The 16385-nt window shown below is 38.0% G+C and carries 13 protein-coding genes; 9 read left to right on the plus strand and 4 right to left on the minus strand.

The features are described 5' to 3' along the window. The first annotated feature begins 1 nt into the window (after position 1). From MWU82_RS13955 to MWU82_RS13965, 3 genes are read left to right on the plus strand one after another with little or no spacing between them, the layout of a single operon-like run. Positions 2 to 1531, plus strand: a complete 1530-nt coding sequence (locus tag MWU82_RS13955) for a sulfatase-like hydrolase/transferase (RefSeq protein WP_247096827.1) — start codon at positions 2 to 4, stop codon at positions 1529 to 1531. Further along, the gene (locus MWU82_RS13960; RefSeq protein ID WP_247096828.1) at positions 1491 to 2264 is read left to right on the plus strand and encodes a creatininase family protein; all 774 of its coding nucleotides are present in this window, start codon (positions 1491 to 1493) and stop codon (positions 2262 to 2264) included. Before MWU82_RS13955 ends, MWU82_RS13960 begins: the two co-directional genes overlap by 41 nt. A gap of 37 nt (positions 2265 to 2301) precedes the next feature. Beyond that, positions 2302 to 3444 carry a sialidase family protein gene (locus MWU82_RS13965; protein WP_247096829.1) on the plus strand — a complete coding sequence of 381 codons (1143 nt, stop codon included), beginning with the start codon at positions 2302 to 2304 and terminating at the stop codon, positions 3442 to 3444. 82 nt (positions 3445 to 3526) lie between these two features. On the opposite strand, the gene MWU82_RS13970 is transcribed toward MWU82_RS13965, so the two are convergent. Continuing rightward, the gene (locus tag MWU82_RS13970) at positions 3527 to 4378 is read right to left on the minus strand and encodes an AraC family transcriptional regulator (protein WP_247096830.1); all 852 of its coding nucleotides are present in this window, start codon (positions 4376 to 4378) and stop codon (positions 3527 to 3529) included. 136 nt (positions 4379 to 4514) lie between these two features. Between MWU82_RS13970 and MWU82_RS13975 the strand changes: the two genes are divergently transcribed. Genes MWU82_RS13975 through MWU82_RS13985 form a run of 3 tightly spaced genes read left to right on the plus strand, consistent with a single transcriptional unit; the run spans position 4515 to position 7043 of the window. Next, positions 4515 to 5297, plus strand: coding sequence for a phytanoyl-CoA dioxygenase family protein (locus MWU82_RS13975; protein WP_247096831.1), 783 nt, complete (start codon positions 4515 to 4517; stop codon positions 5295 to 5297). Positions 5298 to 5327: 30 nt separating this feature from the next. Beyond that, positions 5328 to 6311 carry an aldo/keto reductase gene (locus MWU82_RS13980; RefSeq protein WP_247096832.1) on the plus strand — a complete coding sequence of 328 codons (984 nt, stop codon included), beginning with the start codon at positions 5328 to 5330 and terminating at the stop codon, positions 6309 to 6311. 6 nt (positions 6312 to 6317) lie between these two features. Beyond that, entirely contained in the window at positions 6318 to 7043 is a 726-nt protein-coding gene (locus MWU82_RS13985; protein ID WP_247096833.1) for a creatininase family protein, read from the plus strand. Between the two features lie 4 nt (positions 7044 to 7047). Here MWU82_RS13985 and MWU82_RS13990 read toward each other — a convergent pair whose 3' ends face one another. Beyond that, positions 7048 to 7764: a GntR family transcriptional regulator gene (locus MWU82_RS13990; protein ID WP_247096834.1), complete on the minus strand. Its 717-nt coding sequence runs from the start codon at positions 7762 to 7764 to the stop codon at positions 7048 to 7050. Between the two features lie 171 nt (positions 7765 to 7935). Here MWU82_RS13990 and MWU82_RS13995 point away from each other — a divergent pair, with 171 nt between their 5' ends. From MWU82_RS13995 to MWU82_RS14005, 3 genes are all read left to right on the plus strand, one after another. Next, positions 7936 to 9114 (plus strand): AGE family epimerase/isomerase, encoded by a 1179-nt coding sequence (locus MWU82_RS13995; RefSeq protein WP_247096835.1) that lies wholly within the window; start codon positions 7936 to 7938, stop codon positions 9112 to 9114. A gap of 198 nt (positions 9115 to 9312) precedes the next feature. Next, positions 9313 to 11919 carry a sodium/solute symporter gene (locus tag MWU82_RS14000; protein WP_247096836.1) on the plus strand — a complete coding sequence of 869 codons (2607 nt, stop codon included), beginning with the start codon at positions 9313 to 9315 and terminating at the stop codon, positions 11917 to 11919. Positions 11920 to 12023: 104 nt separating this feature from the next. Further along, complete coding sequence (locus MWU82_RS14005; RefSeq protein WP_247096837.1) at positions 12024 to 13166, plus strand: hypothetical protein; 1143 nt, start codon at positions 12024 to 12026, stop codon at positions 13164 to 13166. Positions 13167 to 13349: 183 nt separating this feature from the next. Here MWU82_RS14005 and MWU82_RS14010 read toward each other — a convergent pair whose 3' ends face one another. Both MWU82_RS14010 and MWU82_RS14015 read right to left on the minus strand, forming a co-directional pair. Further along, complete coding sequence (locus tag MWU82_RS14010; RefSeq protein WP_247096838.1) at positions 13350 to 14861, minus strand: sulfatase; 1512 nt, start codon at positions 14859 to 14861, stop codon at positions 13350 to 13352. A 13-nt stretch (positions 14862 to 14874) separates the two neighbouring features. Beyond that, complete coding sequence (locus MWU82_RS14015; RefSeq protein ID WP_247096839.1) at positions 14875 to 16257, minus strand: sulfatase-like hydrolase/transferase; 1383 nt, start codon at positions 16255 to 16257, stop codon at positions 14875 to 14877. Between the last annotated feature and the right edge of the window lie 128 nt (positions 16258 to 16385).

Here is a 16385-nt window from a genome sequence, read left to right on the forward strand (position 1 = left end):
GATGAAAATAGTACGAATAGCATCTGTCGTATTTATATCGGTTTTTGGATTCAATTCCTGTAAAACCGCTACTGAAAGTGAACCTAAACAACCAGAGGAGTTACCAAATATCATATTGGTAATGGCCGATGATTTGGGTTGGGGCGATGTCGCTTACAACGGCAATAAAACGGTAAAAACACCTCATTTAGATCAAATGGCCGCTGCAGGTCTAAAATTGAACAGGTTTTATGCTGCTGCTCCGGTATGTTCCCCTACAAGAGCCAGTGCTCTTACGGGAAGACATCCTTATAGGGTAAGGATACCTTGGGCTGGGGACGGGTTTATTCATCCAAATGAAGTAACCATCGCTGAAATGCTAAAAACAAAGGGATATGCCACTGGCCATTTTGGCAAATGGCATGTGGGCGGATTGAGCAAGAGTTTTAAACAGAGTTATTTCCCTGGCCCCATAACTACATACTCTCCACCTTGGGAAAACGGTTTTGATGTCTCATTTTCTACAGAATCCATGATGCCCACTTACAATCCATATTATCATGTAGGAGGAAACTATGGCGAAGAAGATTATAAAATGATTCAAACGGAGGTTGTAAGCCAAGGACAAGAAACTGGAGGACATAAGTGGAGGGACGTCTATTGGACCGGTCCTGGTCAATTTTTGGACAGTAATCCAGGGGGTGACGATGCCGAACTTGTAATGGACAAGGCATTGGAATTCATAAAAGAAAAAGTGGAAACACAAGAAAATTTCCTATCCCTAATTTGGTTTCATAATGTTCATACCCCGGTGGTAGCAGGTAATAAGTATCGAGAACTATACAAGGACCTAACCACCGAAGAACAGCATTGGTATGGCGGAATATCCGCTATGGACGATCAAATAGGTCGGTTAAGGGCGGAATTGAAAATAATGGGTATCAGCGAAAATACCATCATTTGGTTCTGTAGTGACAATGGTCCTTCCTACGTACACGATCTAAACTCTGCGGGGCCTTATAGAGGAAAAAAGTCGGAATTATTGGAAGGAGGAATAATAGTACCCTCCATTGTAGAGTGGCCTGCGAAATTTAAATCTCCTGCTTCAATAAACACACCAATGGTAACGAGCGATTTCTTTCCTACTTTATTGGAAATAAGCGGTGTAGATTGGAAAGGGCAGGCACATATAGACGGAGAAGATGTCTTATCAATTTTAATGGGCGATAAAACACAAAGAGAACGCCCCATTGGATTTAGGTCCCCCCTTCCCTCTAGATTGAACCAGGAAAAAACGCTGAATGCCGAACAATGGGCCTATTTAGACCATAATTATAAACTTATATCTTTGGATAATGGCAAGTCTTATCAATTGTACGACCTATCCACGGATGTTCAGGAAAGCAAGGATCTTTCTGAACAACTACCAGATATTAAACAAAAGTTGTTAGAAGGGTTATTAACCTGGTCCCGTTCGATTGACACGGAATTGGAAATGCAAAATAATACCTATGAAGAAAAAGATAAGACCTTACGTTTTAGCAGAAAATAATTGGAAATCTGTAAAGGAAATAAAATACACCGTAGCGGTATTACCTTGGGGGGCTACTGAAGCACACAACTACCATTTACCCTACGCCACAGACAACATATTGTCTGAGAATGCAGCAATAGAAAGTGCAAAATTGGCTTGGAAAAATGGAGCAAAGGTGGTGGTCCTACCAACTATTCCATTTGGCGTAAACACAGGGCAAATGGATGTAAAACTATGCATAAACATGAATCCGAGTACACAGTACGCTATTTTAAGGGATACGGTACAGGTATTGGACACGCACGGGATAAACAAATTAGTTATTGTAAATGGTCACGGGGGAAACGATTTTAAACAGATCACCAGAGAGTTAAGCTTACATTTCCCTAAGGTATTTGTGTGTGCACTAAATTGGTGGGGCAGTCTGGATTCCAAAGCTTATTTTAAGGAACCTGGGGATCATGCTGGCGAATTAGAAACCGCAGCAATGATGCACTTGACCCCTGAATTGGTCTTACCACTTTCTGAAGCGGGACCAGGATCAGCCAAATCCTTTAAAATAAAAGGACTTAAACAAGGCTGGGTCAAGGCACAACGCAAATGGACCAAAGTAACCGAGGATACGGGTGTTGGCAACCCTAAACATGCCAACAAAGAAAAGGGAAAGATATTTTTTGAACATTCCGTAAAGAACATAGGTGTGTTTTTGGAAGAACTTCATGAAGTAGATTTAGAGGATATTTATGAATAACAAATAATATGAATATTAAGCAATTAAATTATAAAACATGAAAAAAGCTATTATTGGACTATTTTTAATTACCGGGTCTTTCGCATTGGCCCAAAACAAGGCACATCAAATTGCCGAAGGCGTTAAGGTCCATCAAGACTTATTCAATTCATCCATGGTGGAAGGGGTAGCCTGTTACAGAATACCAGCAATTGTAACCGCCCCTAATGGAGATGTCATTGCGGCCATAGATGAAAGAGTGCCTTCCTGTGGCGATCTTAAATGGAGCAAGGATATCAATATCGTAATAAGAAGAAGTAGTGATAATGGTAACACATGGACACCAATAGAAACGGTAGTGGATTTACCATTTGGGCAATCTGTATCCGATCCCTCAATGATTGTTGATGAGACGACCAAAGAGGTATTTATGTTTTACAATTATATGGATTTGGATAAAGAGCGTGATATCTATTACTTTCATGTTGTAAAAAGCTCAGATAATGGAAAAACCTGGAGTCAACCGCAAGACATCACAGATCAGATAGCTAAAGTGGATTGGCGAACTGATTTTAAATTCATAACGTCTGGGCGTGGAATTCAGACTAAGTCTGGGAAATTATTGCATACTATGGTAAATCTCAGTAATGGCCTACATCTGTTTGGAAGTGACGATCATGGAAAATCCTGGTATTTGATCGACACGCCCATACAACCTGCCAATGAATCAAAAGTGGTGGAATTAGCGGATGGGCGTTGGATGATCAATTCTAGGGTGAACAAAAGCGGAATGCGTTACTCCCATATTTCCGACGATGAAGGAAAAACATGGACTACTTCCCCTGAACCAGAACTTATAGACCCTGGTTGTAATGGTAGCATCATAAGATACACCTCTATTGACGAGGGGTTTAAAAAAAATAGATTACTATTCTCTAATGCAAAAATGGAAAAAGGAAGAGAGAACATGACTGTTCGTATCAGTTATGATGAAGGTAAAACATGGTCTGATGGCAAAACAATATACACCGGCGGTTCGGCTTATTCCTCTTTAACAGTTTTAGAAAATGGAGATATCGGATTATTTTTTGAAAAAGATGGTTACAAGGAGAATCCATTTGTAGGTTTCTCTTTGAAATGGCTGACCGATGGTGATGATAAATGGAGAAAACCCGCATCAAAACGAAAGGGAAATTACTAAAGTCTATACTGTAATAAAATCAAAGAAATATTAACTGGGCTTGTATGATGGTTATCAACCTCTACAAGCCTGTTTCTTTTTATTACCCTAGTTGACTTATATACTCTCTAGGACTGCAGCCAACTACTAATTTAAATTGTTTATTAAAATTGGAAATACTCTGAAATCCACTCTGAAAACCTACTTCGGTGATATTAAACTGGCCCTCACTCAAAAGCCTACATGCATGGCCTGTACGGTACTCATTTAAATAAACAAAGAAGGTCCGTCTAGTGATTTTTTTAAAATACCTACAAAATCCCTGATTAGTCATATTTACAAGGTTGGCTACCTCTGATAAGGAAATTGCTCTGTTAAAATTTAAATGGACAAAGTTATAGATCAAATTGATTTTGAGATAATCATTTTCCCGATAGGTAGGCAAATAGGCAGGGCTCGCAATATATTCATAAGATTGACTTCTTCCCAAAGTCTCAAAAATAGATAATATTTCAATAACGTTTTGCATGGGTTTTGAACCCCTGGAAATTTGAAACATCTTCTCTGCAACAGCTAAATTGTTCTTATCTCTAAATTTTAGACCGCGTAAAGATTTTTTAAAAAGTAACTTCAATTCCTCAAGCTCCTCTCCTTCCAACCAAGCGCCCTTCCATAAAGCGCTGTTCAATTGTATCACTAAAGATTGAGAAGGTTGGTTGATATTATACATACTTTCCCATGAATGAGGGAGATTGGGCCCCAAAAAGAAAAGATCCCCGCTACTAAAAGTAACCATCCGATCGCCAATAAAGCTTCGTCCGCTACCACTATGTATATAGGTTAGCTCGTATTCAGGATGAAAGTGAAACAGACCATCAAATTGTGGAACCTTATTATTTTTCACTACAAACAACCGTTCCTTATTTATTTCTATCTTTTGATATAAAGGCTTCATAATGCTACAAAAATAACATAATTAAACCAATACACATATCTTAAAAGTTCATATAGTAGCAGTATATTATCATATTGTTGTAGTATAATCCTCCTATTCTGGCCAATTTTACAAACACAACTTTAATCACAATTTTATGAAACGCATAGATGATTTAAATGATAAAGTCTTTTGTAACAAGCTAAGACAAGATTTTTTAAGGGACGGGTATATTCTATTCCCAAAATTCCTTCAGCAAGATGAAATTGACATGGTCAACAAGAAAATCCAAGAATTTATAACTACCAAAGTTCAGGACATGCCCTCCAAAGAAGTGTATTATGAGGATATAGCAAATAAAGATACCCTCAAGCAATTACAGCAATTATTTGCATATGACCCTTTCTTTTTTGATATGATGTTTGGCAGTCGGTTTCAGAAATTGGCATCCATTCTTTTGGACGACAATGTGGTCGGCAAAAACATACAGTATTTTAACAAGCCGGCAAAAATCGGAAAACCTACCCCTCCTCATCAAGACGGCTATTATTTTATGCTTTCACCAAATGAAGCTGTTACCATGTGGATGGCATTGGAACCAGTAGACCAGGAAAACGGCTGTGTCAGATATATTAAAGGGTCTCATAGATATGGCATCCGTAGTCATGGCAGAACGGGTACTTTAGGATTTTCGCAGGGAATAACGGATTTTGGTTGTCCCAATGACATTGAAAATGAAGTTTTTTTCCCAACACGCGCTGGCGACTTACTGGTTCATCATTCATTAACAATCCATAGGGCTAATGGCAACTTAAGTGAACGTTCCAGAAAGGCTATGGGGTTCATTTACTACGCGGAGAAAGCACAAGAGGATAAAGCCGCTCATGAAGAATATGCCAAGAATTTGGCAAATGAATTGGCCAAGGACAAAATAATTTAGGAAACGATTCATTTATAGTTTAGTGAGCATATGGAGTACAGAACATTTGGAAGGTCGGGTTGGAAGGTAAGTGAAATAGGCTTTGGTGGCTGGCAATTGGGAGGCACCTGGGGAAAGGTAGACGATAACAACTCAATAGAGACCCTGTTATATGCCTTTGAAAATGGAGTCAATTTTGTAGACACAGCCTTTGCCTACGGGAATGGTCATAGTGAAAGAGTTATAGGAAAAGCACTCAATCATTGGAGTTCAGGGAAGATATATGTGGCTACCAAGATTACCCCTATAATGGATAAAAGTAAATCATTAAACCTAGATAATAATCCTTCTATTAAAGACTGCTATCCAAATTGGCATATCCGCGAAATTGTTGAAGGAAGTTTAAAAAGATTAGGAGTTGAACAAATAGATTTGCTACAATTACACTTGTGGTTTGAAGACGGGATTATAAACCTAGAATGGTTAGAAACGCTTAATGAACTTAAAAAAGAAGGTAAAATAGATAAGATAGGAGTATCCTTAGCAGATATTAGGCCTAATCAAGGTTTGGAACTAGCACAAAAAGGTTTAGTAGACAGCATACAAGTTCTATTCAACATGTTTGAACAAGAACCTGCCGATTCATTATTTCCTGAAAGTTATAAAACCGGAACTGCCATCATCACCAGAGTACCATTGGATTCTGGTGCATTGACAGGAACTTGGTCCGAAAATACGATTACGCAATGGGCAGAAAGCGATAAACGCCGTTTAATGTATAGAGGCAATAGATTTAAAGAAACTTTGGAGAGGGTTGAGAAATTAAAAAAACTTTGTAAACCATTTTACCCTACACTGGCAGAAGCAGCCTTAAGATATTCGCTATACCCAAAAGAAGTAGCCGTAGTCATTCCTGGTATGCGCAATAAACAGGAAGTGGATCTTAATTTGGCCATTTCTGATGGAAATAATTTTAATAATGAACTTGTTGAAATATTAAGGCCTTATCGGTGGAAACACGAATTTTACAATTAAAATAATATGGCAAGTAATTCTTTGGAACATTTACAAATTGAAAGGTTGAATCCGTTGGAAATTGACATAGCATTGGCTCAAAATTCATTGGTATTTATCCCACTTGGAGCTATCGAATGGCATGGCCTACATTTACCGATAGGGCTGGACAGTTTAACTTCCCATGGCATATGCCTCCAGGTGGCCGATAAAAATGGAGGACTTGTTATGCCTCCTTTTCATTACGGAATGTCGGGCAGTATATGGAATCACCCTTATACTATACTTATCGAGGAAGAAGAAGTATTCTTAAAAATATTAAAAACTACTTTAACACGGTTAGAAACCATAGGGGTGAAAAAAGTCGTCATTTTCACTGGACATTTTTCTTTAAGACAGTTGGATGCACTGGTTACCATAAGGAAAGAATGGCTAACTAACCAAAACTCAATGGAATTGTCCATATTTTCTATTAGCGATTGTCCAACTGTAGAAATGGAAGCTGATCATGGTGCCATTTTTGAAACTTCAGTTTTAGCAGAATTACATCCGGACCTAGTAAAATTGGAAAATTTACCCCAGAAAGACATTTTTCCTGCAAATGATGTTAACGGAAATAGTAAAGGAGACCATAGGCGTAACCCTGACAATGTACTTTTTGGAATTTTTGGTGATGACCCTAGAGACTATGATCAACCAAAAGCAGAAATTATCACTCAAAAAATAATTGACTGGCTAGCACAATCGGTATAAAGTTTTAAATTATTTTTTTAAATATTCTATCAAAGTGTGGCTCAAGATGCCTTCTCATGGCTGTTCTAAAAGTTTCTGGAGTACCAACTTTTAAATTATCCATCAACATTCTATGGGTTACAAACTGCCCACTAGAGTATTCATAATTCTTTAACATAGAATGATTAAGATGAACATATTCAAAGACAGGGAGAAGAAGATTTTGAAATTTCCTTAAGGTGTCGTTGTTGGACATTTCATAGAGCTTTCCATGAAACGCAATTTCCCTGTCCAATGAAAATACCGCCTTATTAAAGGAAGTTTCTTCTTCCAAAATTACAATTTCTTCCAATTCTATCATATCCTTCTCAGTTTTGTGTTCGAATATAAATTCGGCCATTCCCATCTCCATTATTAGGCGAAGTTCAAATAAATTCTTGAGTGTAGCCGTTGCAAGAAGAGTAGGATCTAACATACGTTGAAAGTTATTCATAATGTCCGGATTGGTCAGAATCATTCCCCTATGTTTTTTGGACTCTATAATACCAATAGTCCTCAGTCTCAACAGTGCCTCCCTTACAACTGTTCTGCTTACCCCTAGGGATTGGGCAAAATCAAGTTCTTTTGGAATTGAATCTCCCGCTTTTAGTTTATTTTCTTTTATGTACTCCAGTAATCGGACTTCTACCTTATCCACCAATGAAGAAGTTTCAATAGGTTCTATTTTTGTAAATTTTTTCATAGATTTTAATGCAATTATTTATCTCTTGCCCAAATTGACCAGGAAACAAAAGTAATAATGTATAAGTTATGCCACACTCTTTTTTAAAAATCAATCATGTTTAATATAAAAAGTCCCTCTAATATAATAAAAAATTATATATTCGTATTATGTATAACATAAATATTATTAATGAAGTATTCTGAACTTTATAAAAGCACTTTGCTGAACGATGTGATTCCTTTTTGGCAAGAACATTCCATCGATTCCAAAAATGGCGGATATTTTACCTGTCTGGACATTAAAGGACAAGTTTATGATAAGGACAAATTTATGTGGCTCCAAGGTAGACAGGCATGGACATTTTCGATGCTATATAATAAAGTAGACAATAATAAAAATTGGTTAGAAATTGCAAAATCCGGTATAGATTTTATAAGAAATCACGGCATGGACAAGGATGGAAATTTCTATTTTTCCACGACAGAAGAAGGAAAGCCCCTTATTCAGCCTTACAATATTTTCTCTGATTGTTTTGCTGCCATGGCTTTTAGTCAGTATGCAAGGGCTACCGGGGCCGAAGAAATAAAATCTCTCGCAAAACAAACCTATTACAATATACTTAAAAAAAAGGACGCTCCTAAAGGCCATTACGAAAAACAAACCGCCACCAGACCATTAAAGGGATTTGCATTACCTATGATATTATCCAACTTGGTCCTAGAACTTGAAGATGTTCTTGACCCAACGGAAGTGGAAAAAACCATCGATTATAGTGTACATGAGGTTATGGAGATATTTCTCCAAAAAGAATCCGGAATTATATATGAATTTGTAACGCCGGACGGTAAGCTTGAAGATAGTTTTAATGGTCGCTTACTAAATCCAGGCCATGGTATAGAAGCTATGTGGTTTATGATAGATATAGGGGTAAGAAACAAAAATGAAGACTTAATAAAGAAAGCGACACAGGTTATTCTAAACATATTGGAATACAGCTGGGATGAACAATATGGAGGTATTTTCTATTTTATGGATGCAAAGGGGAAACCCATGCAACAGTTGGAATGGGACCAAAAACTATGGTGGGTACATTTAGAATCCTTGGTAGCTTTGGCAAAAGCCTACGAACATACCAAGGATAAAAAAACATGGGAATGGTACCAAAAGGTGCACAAATATGCCTGGAGCCATTTCTCCGACCCCGAGAATGGGGAATGGTTTGGATACCTAAATAGACAAGGCAAACCTTTGAGCACACTTAAAGGCGGGAAATGGAAGGGATGTTTTCACGTACCCAGGGCAATGTATCAATGTTGGAAAAGCTTAGAGCAAATTGAGCGTTTCCAAAGTAGCAAGGAAGTAAAATAAGCTTTCCTTTAAAGACCATAAATTATTTCAGTGAACTGAATTCGTTCTGATGGGCCAATTACAGTTGCCTATTAATTAAGATAAAAGGACATCTCCTAAAAATTACAATATGACACTTGTAAATATACCAAGATAATATGTAATACATATTTTATCCAATTTCATTGTATTTCTTAAAATCGAATTAAAAATATTTTCATGAAAGTATATAAGTTAATTTTTTGCTCATTATTCCTTTTACTATTTTCCTCATTGCTGTTCTCGCAAACCTCCACAAGCATCCAGGTTACTTATGAGCCCGAAATCCCTCCAGTGGGCAATGCCACAGTTTCCTTGGGATATGCGGGTATGATGGGTGGTGTTCAGGATAACATTGTGATAGCGGCGGGTGGGGCCAATTTCCCAGCCGGCAAGCCCTGGGAAGGAGGTTCTAAAGAATGGTATGACTCTATATATTACTTGGAAAATGGAACATGGACTCTTTCAAAACAAACTTTACCAATACCATTGGCATATGGGGCATCTGTTTCTATCCCCGGGGGAGTACTGTTTATTGGCGGCAACAATAAAGATCACATCAGCGACGAGGTGTTTCAAGTCTCATTTGACACAACCAAGAAAGAAATAGAACTGGAATATTATCCCAATTTGCCCGAACCCTTGGCCTATACCAACGCAGTCTATACAGATGGTTATGTATATGTTGCTGGGGGAATGAATGTGGAGACAAGTTCAAATTCCTTCTATCGGATTAACCTAGAGAATAAAGATAACTGGGAAAAGCTTCAAGATTTTCCAGGAGAACCCCGGGCCGTGCATTCCATGGCGGTACAGGAAACTTCCACCTCCAAGAGCATTTTCTTAATTGGTGGAAGAAATCAAAAAAAAGGCGAAGTATCTACCCATTTGACCAACTTTCTTTCCTACGACCTTAAAAAACAGCTATGGAATAATGAAGGTGATATTCTACTTAATGGCGGCAAAAAAGTTATCATGGGTGCCTCGGCAGAACCATCGGGATCAATGCATATCTTGGTATACGGAGGATCGGATGAAGTGTTGTTCGAGCAATTGGAATCATTGGCTATAGAGATAAAAACAGCAAAAAATGACAGTATTGCCCAATATTTAACCAAGAAAAAAAATCAAATTCTCATAAATCACCCAGGTTTTAGTAATAAAGTATTGGCTTATAATACGATGACCCGCAAATGGTTTGTTTTTGAATCCTTAAACGTTAAACTCCCTGTTACCTCCCTAGGCATTAAAAAAGAGGACAGTTTTTTGCTAGTATCAGGAGAAGTTTCCCCTGGAATAAGGACTCCAAAAGTCTTTAAATTTCAAGATGCCGAGGCTACCCACGTTTTTGGATTCCTTAATTATGTGGTGTTAATTTTATACCTACTAATTTCCTTATTCATTGGTGTTTATTTCGCCCGTAAACAAAAATCAACCGATGATTATTTTGTTGGCGGCGGTAGAATTCCATGGTGGGCTTCCGGATTAAGTGTCTTTGGCACACTTTTGAGCGCAATAACGTTTATGGCCATACCAGCGAAATCTTTCACAACGGATTGGTCTTTCTTTATGCTGAATATTGCCGCTATTGCAATAACCCCACTTATAGCCTTCATTTTTATTCCATTTTTTAATCAGTTGCATATATCAACGGCATACGAATATTTGGAGAAAAGATTCAACTACTTTGCCCGGGCATTTGGCAGTATTTCCTTTATCATTTTCCAATTGGGAAGAATAGGAATTGTGCTTTTGTTGCCTTCACTGGCCATCTCGATAGTTACAGGTATCTCAGTAGAAACCTGTATTTTATTAATGGGGGTGTTATGTGTTCTTTATACCACTTTTGGTGGTATAGAAGCAGTAATTTGGACCGATGTATTGCAAGTAATTGTGCTAATGGGCGGAAGTATTGTCGCTATAATCTGGATTCTAATGCATACGGATTCCTCCATCACTGAAATAATAGCATATGCCTCCGAAAAGGAAAAGTTCAATGTTCTGAATTTCGATATTAATTTTACAGAATCCACATTCTGGGTAGTCTTTATTGGTGGTCTGGCCTCTGCAATGGTCACCCAAGGAACAGATCAAACAGTGGTGCAACGATTTTTGACCAGCAGCAATGTCAAGGACTCCCAAAAGACGCTTTACACCAATGCATTTCTTACGCTTCCTGCCACAATCATATTTTTCGGAATAGGTACATTATTGTATATTTTTTACTCTGAAATGCCTGAAAAACTTTCTCCTGCCATTTCCAATAATGATTCGCTATTTCCATGGTATATAGTAAAGGAACTCCCTATGGGTGTATCGGGCCTACTAATTGCAGGTATCTTTTCAGCGGCAATGTCTAGTATCAGCAGCAGTTTAAATTCAGTTTCCACAGCATTTTGCAACGATTTATATAGGCGTTATAATCCTCATATTCCCGACCTAGAATTACTAAAGGTAGCTAGAATCATAACCGTTGTTGTAGGGATACTAGGAGTGTTGCTGGCCTTATGGATGGCAAACTCGAATATTAAATCCTTATGGGACCAGTTTTATAGATTTTTAGGATTGTTTACTGGAGGATTAGGAGGTATGTTCTTATTAGGGATGCTTACAAAACGTGCAAATTCCACAGGAACAATAATAGGCTTGGTGCTAAGTGCCATATTGTTATGGTATGTAAGTGTCTATACCCCTATAAATTTTCTATTGTACTCTTTAATAGGGGTCGGCTCCTGCTTTATTTTTGGCTATGTATTCAGTTTAGTCTTTAAGGATAAAAAGAAGTAAATCACCAATTGCATAAGACCGACCGAACAACCAAGTAATACAGCAAAGTAGGAAGGCCAAAAATAAAGACCAAATCAAGTCCCAACGGAACGCAATAATAGCCAATGAAATCAATTATAGTAGCAAAAATTCCAATCAAAAAAGGCCTTAATGGCTGCTATAGTGGCATCCACAATAATGTTATGTTAATGGCAGGTGGAACAAATTTTCCCGATAAAAACCTTTGGGAAGGCGGGAATAAAAAATGGTACAACACCATATTTGCTCTCTACAAACCGAAAGGGGAAGCAACATACAAATGGGCCGCTGATCTAACCTTACAATTGCCTGAACCGCTAGCCAATGGAGCTTCTGTCTCAACAAAAATGGGCGTCCTATGCATCGGTGGTGAAAACGGGAAGAATGTTGTCAATACCGTGTTTCTCTTGCAATGGGACAAGTCCCTAAGGCAGGTATGTCTAAAAGAAATGCCCTTTCTCCCTATCCCTTTGTGCAATATGTCCGTTTGCGAAATAAATGATGTGGTTTATGTAGTTGGTGGGCAAACTATTATAGGAGGGGAAGCTACAGATCATATATTTTCATTGGACCTTAACGCAGACCAAAGAAGTCAAAAATGGGAGTCCCTTGTAGGATTTCCTGGTCCAGGTAGAAACCAAGCCGTGATAAGCGGACACAAAAAAGGATCCTGTTTTTATCTATATGTTATGAGCGGAACATATTACAACTCTATGCTTTGCCCAAGTACAAAAATGCTGTCCGATGTATATGAGTATGACATAACAAACAGTAAGTGGACGCAAAAACAAGATGTTCCAAACAATGGCACACCATTGATTTTGAGTGGTTTTATCGCTGCAGCGCCTGTATTATCTGTAGGGGAGGCGAATATATTAATTTTTGGTGGTGCAGGCGGAGAGAATCAGCCCCTAGCACTAAGACTAGAATTGGAACAAGAAATAGAAGCGTTAAAAAGTTGCCATGATGTCAACCCAACACTTCATTTAGACAAGATAAAAACATTGGAAAACGAAAGTATTTCACTATTGAGGGGCACCACTTTCTCAAGGATATTGTGGTCCTATAATACCCAAAAGGATAGCTGGACTAAATTGGAAACATTACCAGAAAACCCACAAATCGTAACCAATGCACTGTATTGGAACAATGCCATTTTTATCCCCTGCGGAGAAATAAGCCCAGGCGTGAGGACTTCCGCAATTTTAAAATTATCTATAAAAATATAGCCTTAAAATAGAAGTTATTAGTTTGTGCATTTAGGTTAACACCAATTACCCGCTTTAACTACATCATTTCCCTCAATTGACTTTACCGAAGGTTTGTCTACCTCCTAAGTGTTGAAAAGTTATAACTAAGGAGGCTAAGCCATGGGGCATACTCTGAATATGCTTAGAACAAATTTTACCCGCTCAATTAGTTATGAAATATTCTGGATAGAGCCATTTGAAATTATTGTTTTTACTGTATGAATGGTTTGGAAAATGGGTATTTACAGAATCTATTTCCTTATTAAATCTCGCAAACTTCATAGGATTCAACAAGGGATCATCTGTCTTAAATTGCCAAGTTTCCAAGGCCGATATCAGCCTATTTAAGACATCTTGATGAGCAATATCACCAGCTAAGTTATTGAATTCGTAGGGATCTTCTTGGAGATCATACAACTCATATTTTGGTGGGTTTTTCCATACTTTATATGCATTGATTACCTCTGGTGATGAATTATTAACTTCCGATTCTTCCGTCCCTGCATCAAAATGCCCATTTATATGGGTTTCATAAAAGGTATAATGGGGGTTTTCTTTTCCATGCAGCATGTTCAAAATCAGTTTATATCTATAATCCCTCACACTTCTTCTCGGATAATACAATAGGCTAGTTGAGCCGTTGCCCCCAGCGAATATATATTCTCTATTATTTTTCACATGAGCTCCTTTCAATAAGGGCAATAATGACATTCCTGGAAGATTTTTCGGGGAATTAACTTTGGCGATATCTAGGAACGTAGGTAATAAATCGATCGTATTTACCAATTCGTTTTGACGAACACTCTTTGCTTTGATGCTAGGATCTTTAATGATTAGCGGGATCCGCAACCCCGCCTCATAGTTACTACATTTTCCTCTTGAGAATTGCGCCCCATGATCACCCAAATATATGATAATAGTATTATCTGCTTTCCCAGAGGCTTGGAGCTCTTTTAGCAGCATCCCTACGGATTCATCCAATCTGTCCATACTGTTATAATAATTAGCGGTATACTCCCTTAATCGTTCACTATCAGCCCCTATAAACGGTAAGGAACCCTTCAAATCAACACCATCCATAGGATTTTTGGGCATCCCTTCAACTTGTTTTTGCAACGGGAAATGGGCATCGGGATAATTTACCATTAAAAAGAAAGGCTTATCCGAACCCTTAATGAAATTAGATGCTTCCTCCGCATATTTTTTAAGGTCCTTCTTACCAAAATTACTTCCTGGAATTGCGCTAAACTCAAAAGGAATTTCCTTTTCAGGGTTTACATGTAGCTTACCAATGATACCCGTGGAATACCCCGCCTCATTCAAATATTTTGGTAAGGTTTTCACATTATCATACATCCTGAACTTGTGTGTCGCTAAGCCTATCTGTCCGTTTTGATGCGGATATAATCCAGTAAAAATAACCGCTCTGGAAGGACTACATACACTATAAGGAACAAAAGCTCGCTCAAACAACACCCCTTCCTGCGCCAAATTATCCAAGTTTGGTGTGCTTACCTCTTTAACACCATAACAACCTAGGTCTGGACCATTATCCTCTGACACGATCAACAAAATATTAGGTCTTTTTGTTTCTGTTTTCTTTGATGATTTACACCCAAATACAAACAGAGAAAATACCGATAGGACAACGATTTTACTTGTAATAGTTTTCATAGACATATCACTATTAATTTTGAATATAGGGCGCTTCAATTATCACATCATTGTGCAAAGCAATTAAAGCTTTTTTTAGTTTTTTGAAAATCTGAGGCTCCATTTCTGAAATATCAGTGTCCTGATGAACATCTTTTTTAATGTTGTATAATTTAAAATCAGTAAGTTCGGCACTTTTTATGATACTTACCTCATTAGGGTGGAACCTCCCGTTTTTATGAAAATCCCCCACGTTCCACTGGGCTCCTAAAATAAAATCACCTTCCCTTAGCAAAGATTGAGGCCCTCCCCACGGGTCGTAAAAATGCCAATGCAATGCCTTCTTTCTCTTAATCTCTTTATTATAAAAAATTGGACCAATGTCCGTTCCATCAAGTTTAAGATACTTGGGAATTTTAATTCCTGTCAATTTACAGATTGTTGGTAAAAGGTCGGTATTTGCCATCGGTGTTTCGTTGGTTTGTCCAGGGACAATAGTTCCCTTCCACCTAAATATACCAGGGACTCTTAGGCCTCCTTCAAACATATGGCGTTTGTAGCCCTTATAGGGACCCGCAGAACCATGGGATTTATTAAAATAGCCGTTCGGGGTATATTGTGCCGGACCATTATCTGATGTAAAAAATACCAACGTATTTTCCGATAAGTTTAAATCATCCAGTTTTTTGATTATTCTTCCTACCGCTTGATCCAAGTTGGCCACATTGGCATAATATTCCGCATTCTTACCGTGACCAACATATTGTTCTGTAAGACCGGGTGGAGAGAATATCGGTTCATGAGGCTCGAGAAAGGCGATATACTGGAAAAAAGGTTGGCTAAAATTTCTTTTATGCTCCAGCCAATCTATTGCTTCATCTGCAACAATATCAGCTGCATAGCCTTTTGTTGTTACAGGTTCTCCATTTCTAAAAAATCCATCGGGGTCCAAATGCTTGAGACTATATTGACAACCGAACCAATAATCAAATCCGTGATCGTTTGGCTGGGGTTGTTCAGGTACATTAAATTTTCCATTTAAATGCCACTTTCCAACACTTGCAGTTTGATACCCCCCCTTTTTCAAAAGGGATGCAATGGTAACTTCCTTTTTTGGGAGATACATTGTTGAATCAGGAGCGATCCAATCATAAACACCAGTCCTGTATGGTATCCTTCCGGTTAACAACCCTGCTCTAGATGGGGAACACATTGGTGACGAGGCATAACACTCTGTCATTTTCATGCCTTCTTCCGCCAACCTATCCAGATTAGGTGTCTTTATAAAAGGATGGCCATAACTACGAAGGTCACCAAACCCTAAGTCGTCCGCTACAATTATTATAATATTGGGTGGATTTTTGGATTGGCCATTTAACACAAAGACAGACAAAATACTGCAGCCAATAAATATCATTTTTAACTGTTTTTGCACAATTGCTTTTTAAGGAATAATTAATCAAAAAAAATAAAGGGAAGGCCATCACAACCTTCCCCTTCAAACTAACTCAATCAACTCTACTAACTCAACTTTTTTTAAACAGG

Source organism: Arenibacter sp. S6351L, assembly GCF_023016025.1.
Classification (GTDB): domain Bacteria; phylum Bacteroidota; class Bacteroidia; order Flavobacteriales; family Flavobacteriaceae; genus Arenibacter; species Arenibacter algicola_B.

Bases quoted from the DNA above. Each gene is read 5' to 3' on its own strand.
- MWU82_RS13985 (WP_247096833.1), top strand. From the start codon at position 6,318: ATGGCAAGTAATTCTTTGGAACATTTACAAATTGAAAGGTTGAATCCG.
- MWU82_RS13980 (WP_247096832.1), top strand. From the start codon at position 5,328: ATGGAGTACAGAACATTTGGAAGGTCGGGTTGGAAGGTAAGTGAAATA.
- MWU82_RS13975 (WP_247096831.1), top strand. From the start codon at position 4,515: ATGAAACGCATAGATGATTTAAATGATAAAGTCTTTTGTAACAAGCTA.
- MWU82_RS14005 (WP_247096837.1), top strand. From the start codon at position 12,024: ATGAAATCAATTATAGTAGCAAAAATTCCAATCAAAAAAGGCCTTAAT.
- MWU82_RS13995 (WP_247096835.1), top strand. From the start codon at position 7,936: ATGAAGTATTCTGAACTTTATAAAAGCACTTTGCTGAACGATGTGATT.
- MWU82_RS13960 (WP_247096828.1), top strand. From the start codon at position 1,491: ATGAAGAAAAAGATAAGACCTTACGTTTTAGCAGAAAATAATTGGAAA.
- MWU82_RS14000 (WP_247096836.1), top strand. From the start codon at position 9,313: ATGAAAGTATATAAGTTAATTTTTTGCTCATTATTCCTTTTACTATTT.
- MWU82_RS14015 (WP_247096839.1), bottom strand. From the start codon at position 16,257: ATGATATTTATTGGCTGCAGTATTTTGTCTGTCTTTGTGTTAAATGGC.
- MWU82_RS13990 (WP_247096834.1), bottom strand. From the start codon at position 7,764: ATGAAAAAATTTACAAAAATAGAACCTATTGAAACTTCTTCATTGGTG.
- MWU82_RS13955 (WP_247096827.1), top strand. From the start codon at position 2: ATGAAAATAGTACGAATAGCATCTGTCGTATTTATATCGGTTTTTGGA.
- MWU82_RS13970 (WP_247096830.1), bottom strand. From the start codon at position 4,378: ATGAAGCCTTTATATCAAAAGATAGAAATAAATAAGGAACGGTTGTTT.
- MWU82_RS13965 (WP_247096829.1), top strand. From the start codon at position 2,302: ATGAAAAAAGCTATTATTGGACTATTTTTAATTACCGGGTCTTTCGCA.
- MWU82_RS14010 (WP_247096838.1), bottom strand. From the start codon at position 14,861: ATGAAAACTATTACAAGTAAAATCGTTGTCCTATCGGTATTTTCTCTG.